Annotated in this window: 16 protein-coding genes and 1 riboswitch; of the genes, 11 read left to right on the top strand and 5 right to left on the bottom strand. The window is 52.0% G+C overall.

Annotated features, from left to right (window positions below):
- Window positions 1-25: 25 nt before the first annotated feature.
- Window positions 26-2,410: a glycoside hydrolase family 95 protein gene (locus tag QU597_RS24945; protein WP_310830275.1), complete on the top strand. Its 2,385-nt coding sequence runs from the start codon at window positions 26-28 to the stop codon at window positions 2,408-2,410.
- A gap of 325 nt (window positions 2,411-2,735) precedes the next feature.
- Window positions 2,736-3,869: a transglutaminase domain-containing protein gene (locus tag QU597_RS24940; RefSeq protein ID WP_310830274.1), complete on the top strand. Its 1,134-nt coding sequence runs from the start codon at window positions 2,736-2,738 to the stop codon at window positions 3,867-3,869.
- 68 nt (window positions 3,870-3,937) lie between these two features.
- Here the strand turns inward: QU597_RS24940 and QU597_RS24935 are convergent, their stop codons facing one another.
- Window positions 3,938-5,416: an amino acid permease gene (locus QU597_RS24935; RefSeq protein ID WP_310830273.1), complete on the bottom strand. Its 1,479-nt coding sequence runs from the start codon at window positions 5,414-5,416 to the stop codon at window positions 3,938-3,940.
- Between the two features lie 162 nt (window positions 5,417-5,578).
- A riboswitch (Lysine riboswitch) is annotated at window positions 5,579-5,790 on the bottom strand.
- Window positions 5,791-5,892: 102 nt separating this feature from the next.
- Window positions 5,893-7,026 (bottom strand): virulence factor, encoded by a 1,134-nt coding sequence (locus tag QU597_RS24930; RefSeq protein WP_310830272.1) that lies wholly within the window; start codon window positions 7,024-7,026, stop codon window positions 5,893-5,895.
- A gap of 160 nt (window positions 7,027-7,186) precedes the next feature.
- Between QU597_RS24930 and QU597_RS24925 the strand changes: the two genes are divergently transcribed.
- Window positions 7,187-8,182, top strand: coding sequence for an MBL fold metallo-hydrolase (locus QU597_RS24925; RefSeq protein WP_310830271.1), 996 nt, complete (start codon window positions 7,187-7,189; stop codon window positions 8,180-8,182).
- Between the two features lie 119 nt (window positions 8,183-8,301).
- Window positions 8,302-9,927, top strand: a complete 1,626-nt coding sequence (locus QU597_RS24920) for an ABC-F family ATP-binding cassette domain-containing protein (protein ID WP_310830270.1) — start codon at window positions 8,302-8,304, stop codon at window positions 9,925-9,927.
- A 106-nt stretch (window positions 9,928-10,033) separates the two neighbouring features.
- On the opposite strand, the gene QU597_RS24915 is transcribed toward QU597_RS24920, so the two are convergent.
- Window positions 10,034-10,219 (bottom strand): hypothetical protein, encoded by a 186-nt coding sequence (locus QU597_RS24915; protein WP_054943450.1) that lies wholly within the window; start codon window positions 10,217-10,219, stop codon window positions 10,034-10,036.
- A 185-nt stretch (window positions 10,220-10,404) separates the two neighbouring features.
- On the opposite strand from QU597_RS24915, the gene QU597_RS24910 reads away from it, so the two are divergent.
- Together QU597_RS24910 and QU597_RS24905 are read left to right on the top strand one after the other, a co-directional pair.
- Window positions 10,405-11,229: a cation diffusion facilitator family transporter gene (locus QU597_RS24910; RefSeq protein ID WP_370656282.1), complete on the top strand. Its 825-nt coding sequence runs from the start codon at window positions 10,405-10,407 to the stop codon at window positions 11,227-11,229.
- A gap of 210 nt (window positions 11,230-11,439) precedes the next feature.
- Window positions 11,440-12,519, top strand: coding sequence for a C40 family peptidase (locus tag QU597_RS24905; protein ID WP_310830268.1), 1,080 nt, complete (start codon window positions 11,440-11,442; stop codon window positions 12,517-12,519).
- A gap of 194 nt (window positions 12,520-12,713) precedes the next feature.
- Here the strand turns inward: QU597_RS24905 and QU597_RS24900 are convergent, their stop codons facing one another.
- Together QU597_RS24900 and QU597_RS24895 are read right to left on the bottom strand one after the other, a co-directional pair.
- Window positions 12,714-13,091: a hypothetical protein gene (locus tag QU597_RS24900; RefSeq protein ID WP_310830267.1), complete on the bottom strand. Its 378-nt coding sequence runs from the start codon at window positions 13,089-13,091 to the stop codon at window positions 12,714-12,716.
- Between the two features lie 374 nt (window positions 13,092-13,465).
- The gene (locus tag QU597_RS24895) at window positions 13,466-13,633 is read right to left on the bottom strand and encodes a DUF1328 domain-containing protein (RefSeq protein ID WP_082452101.1); all 168 of its coding nucleotides are present in this window, start codon (window positions 13,631-13,633) and stop codon (window positions 13,466-13,468) included.
- Between the two features lie 186 nt (window positions 13,634-13,819).
- Here QU597_RS24895 and QU597_RS24890 point away from each other — a divergent pair, with 186 nt between their 5' ends.
- The 5 genes from QU597_RS24890 to QU597_RS24870 all read left to right on the top strand — a co-directional run bounded on the left by QU597_RS24890 (window position 13,820) and on the right by QU597_RS24870 (window position 20,422).
- Window positions 13,820-14,326: a DUF948 domain-containing protein gene (locus QU597_RS24890; protein ID WP_054943446.1), complete on the top strand. Its 507-nt coding sequence runs from the start codon at window positions 13,820-13,822 to the stop codon at window positions 14,324-14,326.
- 58 nt (window positions 14,327-14,384) lie between these two features.
- The gene (locus tag QU597_RS24885) at window positions 14,385-14,918 is read left to right on the top strand and encodes a hypothetical protein (protein WP_310830266.1); all 534 of its coding nucleotides are present in this window, start codon (window positions 14,385-14,387) and stop codon (window positions 14,916-14,918) included.
- Window positions 14,919-15,013: 95 nt separating this feature from the next.
- Window positions 15,014-15,361: a YflT domain-containing protein gene (locus QU597_RS24880; protein ID WP_310830265.1), complete on the top strand. Its 348-nt coding sequence runs from the start codon at window positions 15,014-15,016 to the stop codon at window positions 15,359-15,361.
- 223 nt (window positions 15,362-15,584) lie between these two features.
- A complete protein-coding gene (locus tag QU597_RS24875) occupies window positions 15,585-16,757 on the top strand; it encodes a SpoIIE family protein phosphatase (protein WP_310830264.1) in 1,173 nt (390 codons plus the stop codon).
- Entirely contained in the window at window positions 16,754-20,422 is a 3,669-nt protein-coding gene (locus tag QU597_RS24870; protein WP_310830263.1) for a response regulator, read from the top strand. The genes QU597_RS24875 and QU597_RS24870 overlap by 4 nt, the downstream gene beginning before the upstream one ends.
- The last annotated feature ends 79 nt before the right edge of the window (window positions 20,423-20,501 follow it).

Below are 20,501 nucleotides of genomic sequence, written 5' to 3'. Positions count from 1 at the left end.
ATTGAATCGGTATGGAGGTTATAGCATGAAGCATGAGAACTTAGTAGAGCGTCCCTGGAAATTGAGATACAAGCAGCCTGCAGCTATCTGGGAGGAAGCTTTGCCGCTTGGAAACGGGCATATGGGAGCCATGGTGTTCGGCGGTACGGCAAGAGAACAGTTCCAGCTGAATGAGGATACGTTATGGTCCGGTTTCCCCCGGGACACGAATAATTACGAGGCCCTACGTTATCTGAAGAAGGTACGCGGTCTCGTATCGGAAGGCAGCTATCTTGAAGCGGAAAAGCTCATTAATGCCCGCATGCTCGGTGTGAATGGCCAAGCTTATATGCCGCTCGGTAATCTTTATCTGGAACAGCCGGGGGCGGAGAACTGCACAGGATACAGCCGGGAGCTGGACCTGGACAGCGGCATTGCCACGGTAACCTTTCGGACAGAAGCAGGCTCCTTTACCCGTGAGGCCTGGATCAGCGCCCCTGACGGTGTGTTAGTCATACAGGAAACAAGCGAGGCTAAAGGCGGGCTGAATCTGACGCTTACCCTGAACAGCCCTCTGCAGCATACCGTGAAGGATGCGGGCGAAGGGAAGCTGGTGCTGGAAGGCCGCTGCCCAACGCACATTGCTGATAACTACCATCAGGACCATCCAAACGCCATTCAATACGAGGAGGGGCTGGGTATAGCCTTCGAGCTGCACCTTCAGGTTCTCACTTCCGGAGGCAAGGTTGAATTCCGGGACGGGAAGCTTGTGATCTCCGGCGCTGATCAGGTGCAGCTGCTGCTTGCTGCTGCTTCGGACTATGCAGAGCTGAAGAGTAAGGCCGCCCACCTGAAGAGCAGCCGCCAGGCAAGCCCGGCGGGGCTTCTGAGCCCTGCGGAGAGCTGTGTACAGCGGCTGACAGCGGCAGCAGCGGTGACATATGAAGAGCTGCAACAGCGGCATACTGCCGATCACCAGGCACTCTTCCGGCGGGTAGACCTTGACCTCGGAGGCTGGGAAGCGGCTGAACGTGCGACAGATGAGCGGCTGGCCGCCTATAAGGCTGGACAAGAGGATCCTCAGCTTGAGGCACTGCTGTTCCAGTATGGCCGTTATTTGCTGATGGGCAGCTCCCGTACCGGCTCGCAGGCGGCGAATCTGCAGGGGATCTGGAACGAGCATGTGACACCGCCCTGGAACAGCAACTATACGACTAATATCAATACCCAGATGAATTACTGGCTGGCAGAGGTGGGCAATCTCAGCGAGCTTCATGAGCCGCTTATTGATCTGATCCGGGAGCTCAGTGAGACCGGAGCCAGAACGGCTGCAGTGCACTACGGCGCCCGCGGCTGGGTAGCCCATCACAATGTTGACCTGTGGCGTAGCTCTGTGCCGTCAGGCGGGGATGCCAGCTGGGCCTTCTGGCCGATGGGCGGTGTGTGGCTGAGCCGTCATCTGTGGGAGCATTATGCCTATAATCCGGATACCTCCTACCTGCAGGAAACGGCTTACCCGCTGATGAAGGGGGCGGCGCTGTTTGCCCTGGACTGGCTGGTCGAAGGACCGGAGGGTCTGCTCTTAACCAATCCGTCTACTTCTCCGGAGAACCGGTTTGTAACGGCAGAAGGTGAGCCTTGCAGCATCTCTATGGGTTCGGCAATGGACCTGACCCTTATCCGTGAGCTGTTCAGCCATTGCCTGCAGGCAGCACAGATTCTGGAGGAGGACAACGAGTTTCAGCTTCAGCTGGAGGAAGCCTTGTCCCGGCTGATGCCGCTGCAGATTAGTGAGGACGGACGTCTGCAGGAATGGATCGAGGATTTCAAAGAATCGGAGCCGGGGCACCGTCATGTCTCTCATTTATATGGCCTGTATCCCGGAGATCTGATTAATGAACGGGATACACCGGAACTGCTGGAAGCCAGCCGGTTGTCGCTTGAGAAGCGGATTGCCTCGGGGGGCGGACATACCGGCTGGAGCTGTGCCTGGCTGATCAACCTCTATGCACGCCTGAAGGAAGGCGAATCGGCCTACAGTTTTGTCCGGACGCTGCTGTCCCGCTCGGCCTATCCTAACCTGTTCGATGCCCACCCTCCGTTTCAGATTGACGGCAATTTCGGCGCTGCCGCCGGGATCGCCGAGATGCTCCTGCAGAGTCATCTGGGTGAAATCACTCTGTTGCCGGCACTGCCGAACGCCTGGAAAAACGGCAAAATCAGCGGAATTAAGGCACGCGGAGGGTATGAAGTGGACCTTGAATGGCAGGATCATGTGCTGGTATCCGCACGTATCACCGCGTCCCGTGATGGAGAATGCCGTCTTGTATATCCGCAGACCCTGAAGATTCAGCTTCCTGACGGCTCTCTGGCCGGGGCGGAACATCCGTTGCCGGTTAAAGCTGGAGAAGTCTATTTCATAACCGTTTGACGGAACTGAATGAATTGAGCCAGGATGATTGAAGAGAATGGAAGCCGCTCCATACGCAGAGATGATCTGCGCGGGAGCGGTTTTTTTGTGGAAAGGGAGCATGAGGATGTTGAAATAGCCGGCAGGCAGGAAAGGCTTATTTAACGGGCATTCCAGACCGATATTAACAATATAGCGTATACGGAGAAGGGAATTTCTGTCCTCTGTATGGTTACAAACAGAATAAGTAATATTATGGTTGTGGAGAAGCAGTTTTCGGCATCTAATATAGAGTACAAACTATGTGATATAGCTATTCGAAGTTCGCAGGAGGCACGGGGGAGAAATGGGAAAGAAACGTTTGTCGCTGATGAAGACCATGCTGGGAGGGATGATACTGTTCGCAGCTTTGCCGCCTGCGCTTTACTATGGCTGGGGGCAGGCCTATGCCGCCGCGGCTTCGTCTTCACTTCAATCTGTAAGTGAAATGGCCCAAAAGCTGGCCGGGGCAATGAATAACCGCAGAGAGAATATCACCTTTACCTACGAGGGCAATATCAGTAAGCCGAAGGTGCAAAGCGCCATTGACCAGGCGATGGGCAGCGATCCCTATCTGTACTACATTATAGACAGTTACGCTTTCTCATACCGGGGGAGCAGCCGATCTGCGAATGTAACGGTTCAGGTGGAATACAGGGAGACCCTGCAGCAGACAGCCTATGTGAATAAGCAGGTAAAAGCAATTCTGCAAAAGATCATTACACCTGGGATGGATAATCATCAGAAGGTTAAGGTGATTCACGATTGGGTTGTGCTGAACTTGAAATACGACAACACCTATAGTAAATATACCGCCTACGAAGGGCTGCAAAGCGGCAGCGCAGTATGCCAGGGCTATTCCCTGCTTACCTATAAATTGCTGCTTGGCGCAGGCATACCTAATAAAATTGTTGAAGGTAAAGCAAGACCGGAGGGAGGCGTATCGCAGTCCCATGCCTGGAATCTGGTGCAGCTGGACGGGCGCTGGTATCATCTGGACACAACCTGGGATGATCCGTCGCCGAGTACCGGTGATGAAGTAAGCACAGTGTACTATATGAGAACAGATGCGCAAATGCGCCGCGACCACAGCTGGGTCAAATCTTATCCGGCAGCGTCCGTGGGCTATGCCCAGACCTTGTCTGAACTGGTCGGCCGTGGCGGCCAGAACATGTCCGTGTATCAGAAGCTTCAGGACCAGCTGGACTACAGGCTGTATGAAGAAGATCAGGTAGTTACCTCTGCCGCAGAACTGAAGGAGCTTGCCAGGGCGGCCGTAGCCTCCGGCAAACAGTCCATTCTGTTCCGTTACCGGGGCAGCGGGCAGCGGCTCAAGAATGATCTGCAGGAGCTGTATAATCTGGGACTGAACCAGTTGTCCTATAGCAGCTCGGCTTTTGATAATACCGGCGATCTGAAGGTGTTTGTGACCTGGAAGTAAACACTGGATTGCTAAAAAAGGATGCTCCCGCGCGGTAGGCGAAGGAGCATCCTTTTTGCTGAGCGTGTCTATTCGGCAGTAGTGCTGAGATCACATTCTTCCAGCGGAATAATGCGGCTTGTTCTAAACCAGCGGTAGCCGGCCCAGATTAAGAAAAACAGCGGCAGGCTGACATAAGAGACCAGAACACCGTACCAGTCAATACGGTCTCCGGTGAAGGCACCCATATTCTGGCCAAGCACAGCGATCAGGCAGAGCGCGAAGGCGAACAGCGGGCCGAACGGGAACCATTTGGCCCGGTAAGGCAGCTCATCCAGCGAGTGGCCCTGTTTCACAAAGGCGCGGCGGAAACGGTAATGGCAGACGGCTATGCCCAGCCAGTTGATGAAACCGCACATGCCTGAGGCGTTAAGCAGCCAGTTGTAAACGGCGCCGTCACCAAAGAATGAGGCAAGGAAGGCCAGCATGCCGACTGCGGTAGTTACGAGCAGTGCGCCTACAGGTACGCCGCGGCGGTTCAGCTTGCCCAGTGCACGCGGGGCCATGCCGTCCTTGGCCATTGCGTACAGGACGCGGGTGGAAGCATACATGCCGGAGTTACCTGCTGACAATACGGAGCTGAGAATGACAGCATTCATCACGGATGCAGCAATAGCCAGGCCAGCCTTGTTGAAGACGATGGTGAACGGGCTGACGCCGATATCATCAATGCCGCCGCGGAGCAGATCCGGATTCGTATACGGAATTACCAGTCCGATGACGAGAATGGCAAAGATATAGAAGATCATAATGCGCCAGAAGACCTGGCGGATAGCCAGAGGCACATTGCGGCGAGGGTTCTCGCTTTCTCCGGCGGCTACGCCGACCAGCTCCGTTCCCTGGAAGGAGAAGCCGGCGGCCATAAAGACGCCGACGAATGCGAAGAAGCCGCCGTGGAAGGAGCTGCCGCCGAGCTGGAAGTTGCTGAAGCCGATTTTTTCTCCGCCCATAATCCCGAAGATCATCAGTACACCGACCACGAGGAAGACAATAACGGTGATGATTTTGATAATCGCAAACCAGTATTCCGATTCGCCGTACCCGCGCGATGAGAGGAAGTTCAGGCCGAACATTATCAGCAGGAACAGCAGGCTCCAGAGCGTAGAGGAGCTCTCAGGGAACCAGTATTTTATGATAACTGTTGCAGCAGAAAGCTCAGCAGCTATAGTAACGGCCCAGTTATACCAGAAATTCCAGCCGATTGCGAAACCGAAGGCAGGGCTGACGAAGCGGGTGCCGTAAGTACTGAAGGAACCGGATTCGGGCATGTAAGTTGCCAGCTCACCAAGGCTGGTCATCAGGAAATAGACCATAATCCCGACAGCAGCATAAGCGAGCAGGGCTCCTCCGGGTCCGGAAGAGGCAATGGCGCCGCCGCTGGCCAGGAACAGTCCGGTTCCGATTGAGCCGCCAAGGGCGATCATCGTTAAATGCCTGGCTTTGAATGTTTTGCGCAGAGCGGGCCCGTTCGGGCTGCCGGACTGCTGATTATCATGTGTTGCTTGCATGAATAAGACACTCCTTCTGAGTTGATCTGAATGTTGCTGTTCATGAAGGGGAGTGGTGTACGCTGCCGCCGCCCGGTTAAGGGGGCGGCAAATCCTGTAGGCGCAAAAAAACCGCAGACGGATCTGCGGTTTCCTGAAAATACGGCTCCGCATCATACTCCCTGTTAAGATAGCGCAACACAGTGCAGTATCCGCTGGACTTGAGACCTGCGGTACACTGTGACAGTTCCGTGCCTGTTCGGCAACGGCCCCAGTCTGTGCAGCATGAAGAGCGGCGGCACAGACTTCGGCGGATATTCCTTTCGGCGGCTTCATTGACGGCTCTTAACGTCTCAGCGCGCGTACTTATAATATTCGCGACCTCTACCTCATCTTAGGTATGATGAGGCTATCTTTATACAATTATGAACATTAGCAGGGTTTAGTATAATGCAATTTATAAGTCTCACGCAATAACAAATTACGGCAGGAGTGTGTCAGGTGCGCCGGCGTTCCGACATTTGCTGCCAAACGGTCCCGGCGGCTTCCTCGCCGGAGGCGATCCGCTCCAGTGCCATTCTCGCCTGCAGGCCCACTTCGAATTCCGGGTCATCGGCCGCAAGGCTTAGGGCGTTATAAGCTTCAGCAGTGCCTACCTCATAGAGGAACCGTGCTGCCCGCCAGCGGACGAGCTTGCTGGAATCCGAGAGCGCCGCGGTCATGACCGGCGTCGCTGCCGGATCGCCGATGTCGGACAGCGTGTCTCCAGCCGTGCGCCGCACGGCCGGAGCCTTGTCTGCCATCGCCTCATAGAGCAGCTCCATCGCCTCAGGCGTGCGGATGTCGCCCAGGTACACGACCGCAAGCCTGCGGATATGCAGCTTGGGGTCGTGCAGCGCCGTGCGCAGCTCCGGCAGGAGCTCCGGCGTCGGCGCCAGATCCTCCAGCGCGGCGTAGCGCACGCGCCAGTCCTCGTCCTGCAGGTCCTGCAGCAGCTCGGCCCGTTCCTTCTTCTGCCGCTGCTCGACGAACTCGCCGGCAGTTCCGTGCGCGATAGCCTGCTGCACGAGGGAGTCGAGGCGTTCCTGCGGGTACGCCGCCTCCAGCTCTTGCTCGACCTCGCGTGCGATCTCGGCCGGCTCGCCGTAGCGCACGCCGTAATCGGTGAGCTTGCGCTCCTTGATCAATACGGCGCTGGCCACATCCGTCACCGCCTGGGTGAAGCGGGCGGCGAGGGCGATGCGCTCCTCAGCAGCGCCGGTCTTCACGCGGATCTGGATCGGAATGCCGCGGAACATCTGCACGAAGACCTGGGACTCCCCGAAATGGGCACCTGCATTTTCATCGGCCAGGTTGAAGTCGGCGCTAAGCCCATCCGCACCGAAACGGCTCTGGACCTCTCGGAGAATCGCCGCCCAGTCGGCGCTGCCTTTGCGCTCCAGCGCGGCGAAATCAGCTGCGTGATAGATGCTGATTACTCCGGGAATGGCCAGCATATCCCGTGCCCAGGCAGGGGCGCTGCGCTGGCTTTCCGGTGTATAGGTCCTGCGTATTCCAGGCTCCAAGCTTTCGTCCAGATGAAGCTTCATCGTATTTGGACTTGGAGTCGGTTCAATAAATGTGATCTTCATACGTTAGGCTCCCCTTTTGAACGGTACAAGCACCGTAGTCTTTACCCGCATTTTACATCATAGTACGGGCGGAATACAAAAGGGATACTTCTTATCCAGCTTAAGCTGGATGTAAAATGGGTAAAATTTGTACTGAACGCAATGAAGGAGAGATGCCGTTATGGCTAAAGCAAAATACAATAATATCGATAACGTCAGTACAGATAAAACGCTCAAGGAATTCCGCCAGTGGCGTGAAGAACGCCGGAGCAAGAAGAAGGACTATACCTATAAAGTGCCGAATCACCCGCCCAGGCTGTCTTATCTGGCTGAGAACCGGCTGGATACGACGATTACCTGGATCGGGCATTCGACTTTTTTTCTACAATATGAAGGTATGAATATTATTACAGACCCTATCTGGGCAAGGCGGCTTGGCTTTGAGAAAAGGATCGGAGAGCCGGGCATTCCGCTGAATGAGGTTCCGCCGGTTGATCTGATCCTTATTTCGCATTCCCATTATGATCATCTGCACATCGCCTCAATCCGTAAACTTTATAAGGCGGGAACCACGATTGTCGTACCGGCCGGGCTGAAACGGAAAATGCTCCGCAAGGGCTTTCCAAACTGCCATGAGCTGCAGTGGTGGGAGGAGCTGACGCTTGGAGCGGTGAAGCTGACGTTCGTGCCGACCCAGCACTGGACCCGGCGGACGCCGTTTGACACCAACAGCTCACACTGGGGAGGGTATGTGCTTGAACCGGCTGAACCCCAGAAGCACCCGGAAGGTGAAGGGGACGGGCAGAAGCGGAAGCTGCCGCCGAACCTCTATTTTGCGGGGGACAGCGGCTTCTTTCCGGGCTTCAAGGAGATCGGCAGCCGGTTTAAGCTGCATATTGCGCTGATGCCGATCGGGGCTTATGAGCCGGAATGGTTCATGAATTCGCAGCATGTGAATCCCGAAGAGGCCGTGCAGGCTTTTCTCGATGTGGGGGCGGAGCTGATGATCCCGATGCATTTTGGCACCTTCCGGCTGGCCGATGATACGGCGCGGGAAGCACTGGACCGGATGGAGCTGGCCCGGGAAGCCCAGGGAATCAGCCCAGAGCGGATACGTACGCTGGGTTACGGCGAAACGCTTGTAGTGCATCCGGAGGACCGCTATTCGGGGCAATAAGGAAATAACAGCAGATTTTAAGCCGAAACCGCAGGTTCTGCAGCGATCTTACGGGCTATTTGCCTTGATTTTATGCTATAATGAGCCGAAACCCTAAGTGAAAAGGATGGTAATGCTTAATGATTAGCACAAGCGGCGTAACACTCCGCTACGGAAAACGCGCACTATTTGAAGATGTAAACATAAAATTCACACCCGGCAACTGCTATGGCCTGATCGGGGCAAACGGCGCCGGCAAATCTACTTTCCTGAAAATTTTGTCCGGCGAGATTGAAGCGAACATCGGGGAGGTGCATATTACCCCCGGCGAGCGTCTGGCTATACTGAAGCAGAACCATTTCGAGTACGATGAATACCAGGTGCTGGAAACGGTAATTATGGGGCATACCCGCCTTTATGAAATTATGAAGGAGAAGGATGCGCTGTATGCCAAAAGTGACTTCACTGAAGCAGACGGATTGCGCGCCGGCGAGCTTGAAGGTGAATTCGCTGAGCTGAATGGCTGGGATGCTGAGCCTGATGCTGCGGCCATGCTGATTGGTCTTGGCATTATGCGTGAAATGCATGACAAAAAGATGGCCGAACTCAGCGGCAACGAAAAGGTACGTGTGCTGCTTGCCCAGGCCCTGTTCGGACGTCCGAACAACCTGCTGCTCGATGAGCCTACCAACCATTTGGATCTTGAATCGATCGGCTGGCTGGAGAATTTCCTCATGGACTACGAAGGCACCGTTATCGTTGTATCCCATGACCGGCACTTTTTGAACAAGGTCTGCACACATATTGCAGACATCGACTTCGGCAAAATTCAGATGTACGTCGGCAACTACGACTTCTGGTATGAGTCCAGCCAGCTGGCCCAGACGCTGCAGCGTGATGCCAACAAGAAGAAGGAAGACAAGATCAAGGAGCTGCAGGCGTTCATCCAGCGGTTCTCGGCGAATGCTTCCAAGTCGAAGCAAGCGACTTCACGTAAGAAGCAGCTCGAGAAAATTACGCTGGACGATATCCGTCCTTCCAACCGTAAATACCCGTTCCTTAACTTCAAGCCTGAACGCGAAGCCGGCAAACAGCTGCTTACAATCAGCGGCCTGAGCAAATCGGTTGACGGCGAGAAGCTGCTGGACGAACTCAGCATTGTGGTGAATAAAGGCGACAAGATTGCTTTTGTAGGCCCGTATTCACAGCCTAAATCGCTGCTGTTTGATATCATCATGGGAGAGAAGGAAGCGGATGCCGGCGAATACACATGGGGAGTTACCACCACCCAGGCGTATTTCCCGAAAGACAATTCCAAATATTTCGATGGGGTTGACTTGAACCTGGTCGAATGGCTGCGCCAATACTCCAAGGATCAGGACGAGACGTTCCTGCGCGGCTTCCTGGGCCGGATGCTGTTTGCCGGTGAAGAAGCGCTGAAGAAGGCAAGCGTCCTCTCCGGGGGAGAAAAGGTCCGCTGCATGCTGGCCAAAATGATGCTGAACGGCGCGAATGTACTGGTGTTCGATGAGCCTACCAACCACTTGGATCTGGAATCCATCACAGCACTCAACAACGGACTGATTGATTTTGACGGAACAATCCTGTTCACTTCTCATGACCATCAGTTTATTCAGACCATCGCCAACCGTATTATTGAAATTACTCCGACTGGCATCATCGACCGCTCCATGAGCTATGATGAATACCTGGAGAATCCGGAAATTAAGGAAATGCGCCAGCGCATGTACCCTGTTGAAGCTTAAACTATAATGGAAAGAACTTTTAGGAGTTCATGCAAAACGGCTGCGTTATCCCCCCGGGGATAACGCAGCCGTTTATGTTCAGTACCTGTACACCGGACCAAAAGTCCTATGAACCGCCAGTGCGGCGGCGTTGATTATTAGGCTTTTTGTTGTTTTGGCTCTTCAGCGGTTTCGCGGAACCTGCCTGAAACGAAGAACCGGGTTTGTTGGAAGATTGCTGCTTTTTCTGTTCCAGCTTTTGGCGGATCGCATCCGCCAGATTGATTTTAGGCTTTTCATTATTTTCGCTCATTATGTTAACCCCCTTATGAAGCAAGTCCTTTACCTCATTCTAATTGTTTTTAAATGCCGCCACAAGGGCAAGAATAATTCAAAGAATGAAATACCCGAGTGGAGTGTGCAAGGAAATCGAACAAGAGGGAGTGGCAGCAAGTGGCCGATATTTACGAAGACATACGCAAGGGTGAACGCGGGGCCATGGTCAGTATTGCCGCTTATCTGGTTCTGTCAGCGTTCAAGCTGATTAGCGGATACTTATTCGGGTCCAGTGCATTGCTTGCCGACGGTTTCAATAACCTGACGGATATCGTCGCATCAATTGCAGTTCTGGTCGGGCTGCGTATCTCGCGGAAGCCGCCTGATTCCGATCATCCATACGGACATTTCCGGGCGGAGACGGTAGCTGCGCTGCTGGCTTCCTTCATTATGGCAATGGTCGGCATTCAGGTTATCGTGGAAGCGGTGCGCTCCTTGTTCGAAGGGGTGAAAGCGATCCCGCAGCTTTGGTCTGCCGGAGTGGCCTTAGTGTGTGCCATCGCCATGATGGGGGTATATATTTATAACAGAAGGCTGGCTAAACAGATTAATAATAGTGCACTTATGGCCGCCGCCAAAGATAATTTCTCGGATGCTATGGTCAGTATCGGGGCGGCAGTGGGGATTGTTGGTGCACAGTTTGGTCTCCCGTGGATCGATTCTGCTGCCGCGGTGGCTGTAGGTGTGCTGATTTCCAAGACGGCCTGGGATATTTTCCGTGATTCCACTTACCGGTTGACCGATGGCTTCGATGAGGCTCAGCTGCTGGATTTGCGCAGTACGATTGCCCGAACGCCGGGGGTGGAAGGCATTAAGGATATCAAAGCCCGTGTTCATGGCAATCATGTGCTGGTCGATGTTGTGGTGGAAGTGGATGCCAGCATCAGCGTCATGGAGGGCCACCAGATCAGCGACTCGATCGAAGAGCGGATGAGCAGCCGGCATAATATCATGAATGTGCAGATTCATGTTGAACCTAAATCCTAAGCCCCTTATTTTTTTCTAATTAGCTGTAATTTCCACCAAATACAAGGAGGAATCAAGACTATAGACCTGTTACTTACCATAAGTTGGCAAACTTTTTTGTGAAATTTGGAGCATGTTCCAATTCCCGCCTGCGCCTATAATGAGGGCAGAAAGCAACAATTGTAGCGCGCGCCGTTGTTGAGTTCTCATCATGCTAAGCGGGGGAACGCTATGATCAGATCACATAAGCAGCTGGCAGCATCGGTATTGATCTCGGCATCACTGGCAATATCTTGGGGAGTGTTCAGTCCGCAGCAGGCGTTCGCGGCTTCGAGTCCGTCTGTCGCGGCATCAACTACATTAACAGGTGTTATTCAATCTTCGGTCCGTCTGCGTACAAGCCCTTCCACAAGCGGAAGTGTGCTGAAATATTTAAGTGAAGGCGACCAAGTTGTTATACTTGAACAGACAAACAGCTATTGGTATAAAGTGAGAACGGCGGATGGCGATGTGGGGTATACGAGTTCTGGAGATCAGTATATTAATGTGATTTCGGCTCCGGCCCCGGCGCCTGTGCAGACGGCAGTAATCCTGTCGACGGTGAGGCTTCGTGAAACTCCGTCAACCAGCGGAAAAGTGCTGGGCTATCTGTACAAAGAGGATCCGGTGGTTATACTCGAAGAAACAAACAGCTACTGGTATAGAGTGCAGACTACCCACGGTACAATCGGATACACCAGCTCTTCAGATCAGTTTATCAAGCTGGATGGAGCAGCACCAACACCAACACCGGCACCAACACCAGTACCAACACCAGTACCAACACCAGTACCAACACCAGTACCAACACCGACCCCAGTTCCGGCCCAACCGGCGGTCATTGAAAAAGTCATCGCTGCGGGCATGGGCTATCTGGGGACTCCGTATGAGTACGGCTCCAGCAGAACCAACACCAGTACCTTTGACTGCTCTGATTTCATCCGGCAGATCTTTATGGATGCAGCGGATTTGAAGCTGCCTGCCGATTCCCGGCAGCAAGGAACCTGGGTGCAGGAGAACAGTACTACGGTTACTGATATTTCCGGCCTGAAACGCGGGGATCTGATGTTCTTTATGGATTACCAGGGCAGCTCGGCTGCTGCTTATGCAGGCATCGATAAATCTACTGCGAGAATTTCGCATGTAGCGATGTATCTCGGAGACGGAAAGATTCTGCATACGTATTCCGTATCTTCGGGCGGGGTAAGAGTGGATAACTTAAGCGCTTCTTGGATGAACCGTTTCCTTTACGGAGGCCCGGTCATCCGCTGATTATAGAGAAGTATAGGGGAAGCGGCGGCAGTATAGTTTGTGACGGGTGAACTAGAGCGTTTTTTTTACAGGGCTGTCCCTTCAGTAGAGCTTCTATTGAAGGACAGCTTTCCCTATGTAATCGGCATGACAAAAAAACCTCGGGACCTATAAGTCCGGAGGTTTTTAGTTGTCACTGTATTCCCGGAACTTTATTATGGAGTAATTACATACGCAGATACTGGAACTTTGATCCAGGCTTTGCCCAGCCAGGTATAGATTTCTCTCCATTCATTGCCCCATGCGTCGGTTTTAATGGCACCGGTAGTGTCGATAGTCTGCGCACTAAGCCAACCAGCAGGAGTTGTGCTGTCTGTGGAGAAATGGAATGGAGTAGCTTTTGTTAAAATAATCATAGGAGTCGCTGGTTTAATGTCAGCGGGTGTGATTACAGTCTCGAATTGGGTACCGTAGGTACTTCCGGTTACAGTCGCCGCGTCTGTAGAGGTAGTGGTTACTTCTGCCGCTGAAGCCGTAGCTGCTATGGAAGCTAAAAGACCTACTGCTACTGTAAAACTGGCTAATTTTTTCATCTGTGGTTCCTCCTAGTGTGGTTTTTGGTTTAGCGGTTTTTTCCATGTTGTGCTGTGCTAATAAGCATGTAAACAAAAAGGGGAGGCGCTGAACCAACCGCCCAAATAAATCTTTGAAATTATTTTTATGTGCTGGCCCAGCCCGGTATTCTTTGCATTCAGGAGGCTTGCTTATCTTGGAGAATAAGAGGCGGGGAAGGGCTATACGTTCTGCATGGTGAATAGGATATACAAAGAACGGGGGGAGATTGCTCTATACATTGCTCTATACATTGCTCTATACATAGAACAAACCCGGAACTCCATGTGGAGACTCCGGGTTTGCAGTACCAGTAATGCTTGGCGTTATCTTATGAACGCTGAGGTAAAGCGCGTTACATTGATCTTCCTCGGCGTCCGGTAAAGAGCGATACGATAAACAATACGAGGAAGATGAAGAACAATACTTTGGCGACCCCTACTGCTGCTCCTACGATATTAAAGAATCCGAATATACCGGCGATCAAAGCGATTACCAGCAGAATTACTGACCATTTCAACATGTCATTTCATCCTCTCTATCGGGTAGTGTAGTCATTGTTTAAACGGGTCTAACCGCTTTGAAACAACGAGAGGGATCTGGTCTTTAAGACGCTTGACATCTTGTTTCGGCCTACTGGAGTACGGGTAACTATGCAGTATTAAGGCAACGTCAGCCGACAATTTATGACTTGGAAGGGGTTTTTGAAATGATAATTGATCTTAGCGTAGCGCTAGTTGCTGTCGCATTCGCCGTACTCGTCTTCTTTTTAATCAAAACCTTAAAATCAGCAAAGGAATCCCTCGACAAAGTCAGCCAGACTCTGCAGGAAGTGCAAAAGACTGTAGATGAGCTTACCTATGAGATTAAAACGACTGTCCGGCATGCTAATGACATTACTGCAGATGTTCAAGGCAAAATTCAGAAGATTGATCCGATTATGGATACTGTGAAAAATCTTGGGGATGTCATGAATGAGCTGACGTTAACGGTCAAGCAGGTGTCGGTAACTGTGATTGAGAAATACCGCAAATCCCGTGAGCTGAAGGCAAAGGCCGGAGCAGTCTCTATAGAAGAAAAGCCGCTGACCCCGGCTGAAGAACGCACAGTGAACTCCTATGATGCCGCATACGCCAAAAAAACTCCGGGGAAAATAGCAATGGCGCTTAAAGGCGTGGATACGGCAGCAGCGATCTGGCAGAAATTTCGCCATTAAGGCGGTGAAAGTCACAGTGTAGGACGCATCTTAGAAACTGGAAAGGAGGGACGGCCATATGAACGTTATCATTCTATTCCTTAGTCTGCTTTCTTCTTATGTTGCTTCCCCAGTGGAGCAGGAACATGTCCCTGCCGCTTTTTTTTCAGTACAGCCTGAGGTGGTCCTGGCCTTTGAACACAGTGTGGCTCTCAGTCCCCGGATTAACAGCTTTGATTCTTTAGCCGGAGCTTCGCTTTATATGAGTAAGGAGGAGCTGCTGCTGGCTAAGGGGACGCCGCTTAACATTGCCCCTGATCCGTGGCAGGAATGTCTTGAATACCAATACGCCGATATGTCGGCCGGGATATGTGAAGGTATAGTCACTTATATTAATGTCACCCCGGCACAAGCTGGACAGTATGGGCTGAAGCTGAACGAGGAAGCACTAAACCCGGCCGATAGAAATGTAGGTGAGCTTCTTGGAACGCCGGACTATGTTGCCGAAGACGGTGATGTGTATATCAGAGGCAGCGCTGCGCTGAAGATATACCGCAATGCTCATTCCGGTGAATGGGATGGAATTGACTTATTTGATGCGAACGCCTCGTGAGGTGTTTCACACGCTCCTGGTGAGGTTAATAAACTATCAGTTGTCTTTTTTAAAGAGACTAACCTCACAAATCTAAGCGTAAGGAGCGTGATCTCATGAGTTCAATCAGTGCACAGTCGTATGCCAAGCTTTTGGAAAACGGTGTTCAGGCGATAGAAGAGGTGAACCGGCTGCGCAGCAGCGGCTATACGAAGGATAACATTTATGTTATTAGTCACGATCAGGACCGTGAAACCCGTATTGTTGATGCGGCGAACATCAATGAGGTCGGCTTAGGCGAAGAAGGGTTATTTGGCGCGATTGCCAATCTCTTCCGTTCGCGCGGGGATGCTTTGCGTTTCAAAATTACAGCGTTAGGCTTTAGCAGCGCAGAGGCTACTTTTTACGAGAAAGAACTGGATTTGGGTAAGGTTCTTGTTATCGCCAAAAAAAACCCACAATAACGCCGGTCTCCGGCATGCCGGATCTATAGCACAATAGCGTAACCTCCAGCCCCACTAAAATGTAGTGGGGCTGGAGGTTACTTTGTTGAATAAGGAAACACTCATTAACTTATTTGCCAATTTATTCAATGTTGGAAAGAGGCCGTTTAAATATCGTATCATAGAGTGATAGACTGCTATGGATTGTTACGGAAGGACTACTATTCGTGCGAGGTGAAGGTTTTTGAAAATATTAATCGTAGATGACAATCCGACTAACGTAATTATTATCCGTGAAATTCTGAAAAAAGAAGATTACCGGAATTTTATAACGGCTTCGTCCGCTAAAGAGATGCTAAAACTTCTGGGGATCGGTGCCGAAGGTGAGAACGGGCGCCAGCGTGCTTCAGACATTGACCTGATTTTACTGGATATGATGATGCCGGAGATGGACGGGATCGAGGCTTGCCGGGTAGTCCAGCAGTACGATCATTTAAAGGACATTCCGATTATTATGGTTACCGCTGTGGGGGACTCCAAGAAATTGGCGGAAGCTCTTGATGCAGGTGCTGTTGATTATGTTACGAAACCGATAAACAAGGTTGAACTGATGGCACGTATCCGGCTTGCGCTCCGTTTGAAGCGGGAGAAGGATTGGCATAAGGAACGGGACCAGCGGATACAGGATGAGCTGAAGCTGGCCGCGCTTGTTCAGAATGCGGTGCTCAGTCTGCCGGTTATGGACGAGACCTTTGAGGTTCATGCGATTTACCAGCCTTCTTTTGAACTGGCGGGTGACTTATATGCCTGGTATCCGCTTGGAGACGGCAGATACGCCGTGATTCTGCTCGATATGATGGGACACGGGATCTCCTCGTCGCTTTTCTGTATGTTCCTGGCCTCGGTGCTCAAAGATACAGTAACTACGTATGTGGAACCGGAAAAGGTGATCCAGGAGTTGAACCGCCGCTTCAACCAGCTGTATATCGAGAAGCAGCTGGTCCAGTATTATTTTACGGCGATTTATCTTGTTATTGATACCCGCATGAAGCGCATTGATTATGTGAACGCCGGCCATCCTCCTGCGCTGTTCTTTGAAGGAGAAGCTAAGCAGCCTGTTCTCTTGGAGAGCAATTGCCACCCTGTCGGTTTGTTTGACCGCATTGACATTCTGCCCCAGAGCCTCAGCTTTGAAGAGGAAGGGCATTTGGTGCTGTATACCGACGGGCTGCTGGAAATGGCCGAAGGGGAGCAGGAAGATCAGCTGAGGTTTATGACGGAGCATTTGAACGGAGGGCATGAGTGGCGGGAGGAAGCTATGCGCGATGTTTTCTTCGTAGATGACTCTAACCAGGAGCGCGATGATGACAAATGCCTGGTATGGATCTCGCTTAAGGAAGGAACGGATAAAGAATGAAGATCAAGGCCAAACTGCTGATCGGATTCAGTGCGATGCTGGCCATTATGCTGGCACTGACGCTGATCGGATACGATCGGCTTAATTATATGAGTAATCAATTGGATAGTTTTCAGGCCAGGGAAACCAAAGGACGCTCCACTTCGGGACTGCGCGGTGAAGTGAATGATATGGCGCGTATTCTTACAACGTCGATGCTTAATGAAGATACCCTGTCGGTTGCTGCCCAGCAAACGGAAATTAAGAATAAGGTCACTAAGGCAGACGCCTTTCTGAAAGCCATGCAATCCTCGAAGAGCTCGGCACAAGAGCTGGAACTGCTGAACCGGATTGAGAATGCGTATTCCGCTTATCTGAGCTATCAGAATAAGGCGCTTGAAATGCTCAAGGCCGGTTATTTCCAGAATGCGAATACTTACCGCAATGAGGAGGGGCAAGCGATCCAGGAAGAGGTGCTGGATAGCCTGAATGCACTGGCGAATTATAATGCCAACCGGTTGAATGAGGAGACGGCCGTCGCCCAGAAGGCTTATGAGCGTTCGGTTCAAATGGTAACCCTAATTATGATAACCGGGCTGCTGCTTGGGCTGGGAGTTATTCTGTGGGTCATTCCGAGTATTACGCGCGGCCTTAATGTGGTGTCCATGATGATTACCAGCTTTGGTAACGGCAAGATGCGGGCGATCCGCCGGATCAAGGTAGCCTCCCAGGATGAAATTGGCGAAGTGGCCCGTGTATTTCAGCGGATGGCTGAGGATATTGAACAGAAGCAACAGCTGGAAAAGGCTTACGCACAAGCGCAAAGTGACCAGGCCTGGCTGAATGCCAATATTGCCCGGGTGACCGATCTGCTGCGCGGCGTCAGCTCGCTTGATCAGGTCTCGCAGACCTTCATTAGTGAGTTCACGCCTGTCCTGGGGGCTCAGTTCGGGGCGATCTATCTGAAGGACAAGGCTAACCCTAATCTGCTTACGGCTACAGGCTACTATGGCGGTGAGACCGGGATCAAGGCGAAGGCAAGCTTTGAAATAGGCCAGGGGCTTGTCGGGCAAAGTGCCTTGGACAAGAAGGTGATTAAGCTGAACCAGGCACCGGACGATTATATCTCCGTATCCTCAGGCTTCGGCGATTCCCGTCCTGACCATATTTCGATATATCCCCTGCTTTTTGAGGACGAGCTTCTTGGTGTAATCGAATTTGCGTCTTTTACACCGTTCACTGTACTGCACAGTGAGCTTCTGCACCAGCTTGCCAATAATCTCGGTATCATCCTGAACAATATTAACCGCCGGATGGTGGTTGAAGAATTGCTGCGGGAGTCTCAGACGCTCACAGAGGAGCTGCAATGCCAGGCGGAGGAGCTTCAGACCCAGCAGGAGGAACTGCGCCGGTCCAATGAGAACCTGGAGGAGCAGACGGATGCGCTCAAGCGCTCCGAAGAGCTGCTGCAGCGGCAGCAGGGAGAACTGGAACACTTCAACACCGAGCTGGTCTCCAAAACTAAGGCACTTGAAGAGCAGGTTCAGGAGGTAGAGGAGAAGAAGGACGAAATTGAACACGCCCGTGTCCAGCTGGAGAAGCAAGCCATGCAGCTTGCCGTTACGAGTAAGTATAAATCGGAGTTCCTGGCGAACATGTCGCATGAGCTGCGGACCCCGCTGAACAGCCTGCTCATTCTTTCCCAGCTTCTCACGGAGAACAAAGAAGGCAATCTGTCGGAGAAGCAGGTGGAATTTGCACATACGATTTATATGTCAGGTGCCGATCTCCTGAAGATGATCGATGAAATTCTTGACCTGTCCAAGGTCGATGCCGGGAAGATGGAGCTGAATTACGAAGAAATCCCGATGACTGAGCTCAAAGTTTTCGTGAAGCAGAATTTCGCTCCACAAGCGCTTAAGAAAGGCCTGTCACTCCGGATATCCTTCGATGAGCCGCTGCCGGACACCTTATATACGGATAGCCATCGGCTTAAGCAGATTTTGCGAAATCTGCTGTCGAATGCCTTTAAATTTACGAGTGAGGGATTTGTGGAATTCTCGGTAAGCCGTGCAGTTCCTGGCCGTCTGCCTGCCTATCTGCCATCCGAATTCGATTATGTCGCCATTGCCGTGAAGGACACCGGTATAGGGATTCCTTCCGACAAGACGGATATTGTATTCGAAGCGTTCCAGCAGGTGGATGGAACGACCAGCCGCAAATATGGCGGAACGGGCCTGGGCTTGTCGATCAGCCGTGAATTAGCCCGTTTAATGGGCGGAGCCATCGGGCTGGAATCGCGTGAGGGACAGGGAAGCAGCTTCACCCTGTATCTGCCTGTCAAAGGGCACTTCAGTCTGCTTCCGGGAGCTGTAGAAGCTGCAGCTGCCAAGGAGGCGGCAACGCTGGCAGAACATGTGGGGGAACTGCTTCCTGCGAAAACCGGGGATATCATTCCGGCTCCGCTGTCACCTGTCAGCCTGGAAGATGACCGCGAAGGGCTGAGTGCTGAAGATAAAGTAATCCTGATTATTGAAGATGATGTGAGCTTCGCTAAAATCCTGCTTGATATGGCCCGCGGGCGGGGCTTTAAGGGCCTGGTTGCCCTGCAGGGAGATATCGGCCTGCAAATGGCCAAGTCCTTTTTGCCGGATGCGGTTATCCTGGATATCCAGCTTCCGGTTATGGACGGCTGGTCGATTCTGCACGAGCTCAAAAGCGCGTCACAGACACGCCATATTCCTGTGCACGTCATCTCTGTCAATGATGAGGTGAAGCAGGGGCTGATGATGGGAGCTATGGCTTATTTAAGAAAGCCTTCCTCCAGACAAGCGCTGGACCGTGCCTTCTCGCAAATTGAGAACTACACTGCCAGCACACTGAAGCATCTGCTGATTGTGGAGGATGACGAAATTCAGCGGCGGTCCATCATGGAGCTTATCGGGCATGACGATGTTGCCATCACGGCGGTATCCACCGGACAAGAGGCACTCAGAGAGCTGCACAAGCAGAGATATGACTGCATGGTGCTAGATCTTATGCTGGACGATATGACCGGCTTTGAGCTGCTGGATCAGATCCGTGACGATGAAGAATTGAATGATTTGCCGATCATTATTTATACAGGCAAGGATCTGGACAGCAAAGAGGAAACAAGACTGCGCAAGTATGCAGAATCCATTATCATCAAGGATGTCCGCTCACCGGAAAGGCTTTTGGATGAGACCACCTTGTTCCTCCACCGCGTGGAAGCCAATCTTCCGGAAGATAAGCGTAAAATTCTGCAAAAGCTGCACAATAAGGAGGAACTGTTCGAAGGTAAAAAAATTCTGCTCGTAGATGATGATATCCGCAACGTCTTTGCCCTCTCCAGTGTGCTTGAAGGGTATCACATGGAGGTGAAGTTTGCTGAGAACGGCCGGGAGGCGCTGGATATGATGATTGAACAGAATGATTTCGATCTGGTTCTTATGGATATGATGATGCCGGAAATGGACGGATATGAGGCAATGCGCCGGATCCGGGAGATGCCGCAGTACCAAAAACTGCCGATTATCGCCCTGACAGCCAAAGCCATGAAGGAAGACCGTGCCAAGTGTATTGAAGCGGGAGCCTCCGATTATATGAAGAAACCGATCAGTACAGAGCAGCTTCTTTCGCTAATGCGGGTTTGGCTGTATTCGTAAGTGTAAATTTGGGGTAATAGCATTACAGCAAGAGCAATTTACCAGTCCGGAAATACGGCCGTGATCAAGGAAGTAGGGA

The organism is Paenibacillus pedocola, assembly GCF_031599675.1.
GTDB lineage: Bacteria > Bacillota > Bacilli > Paenibacillales > Paenibacillaceae > Paenibacillus_AQ > Paenibacillus_AQ pedocola.
Note: the sequence above shows the minus strand (reverse complement) of the source record. Positions and strands in the feature narration are given on the sequence as shown.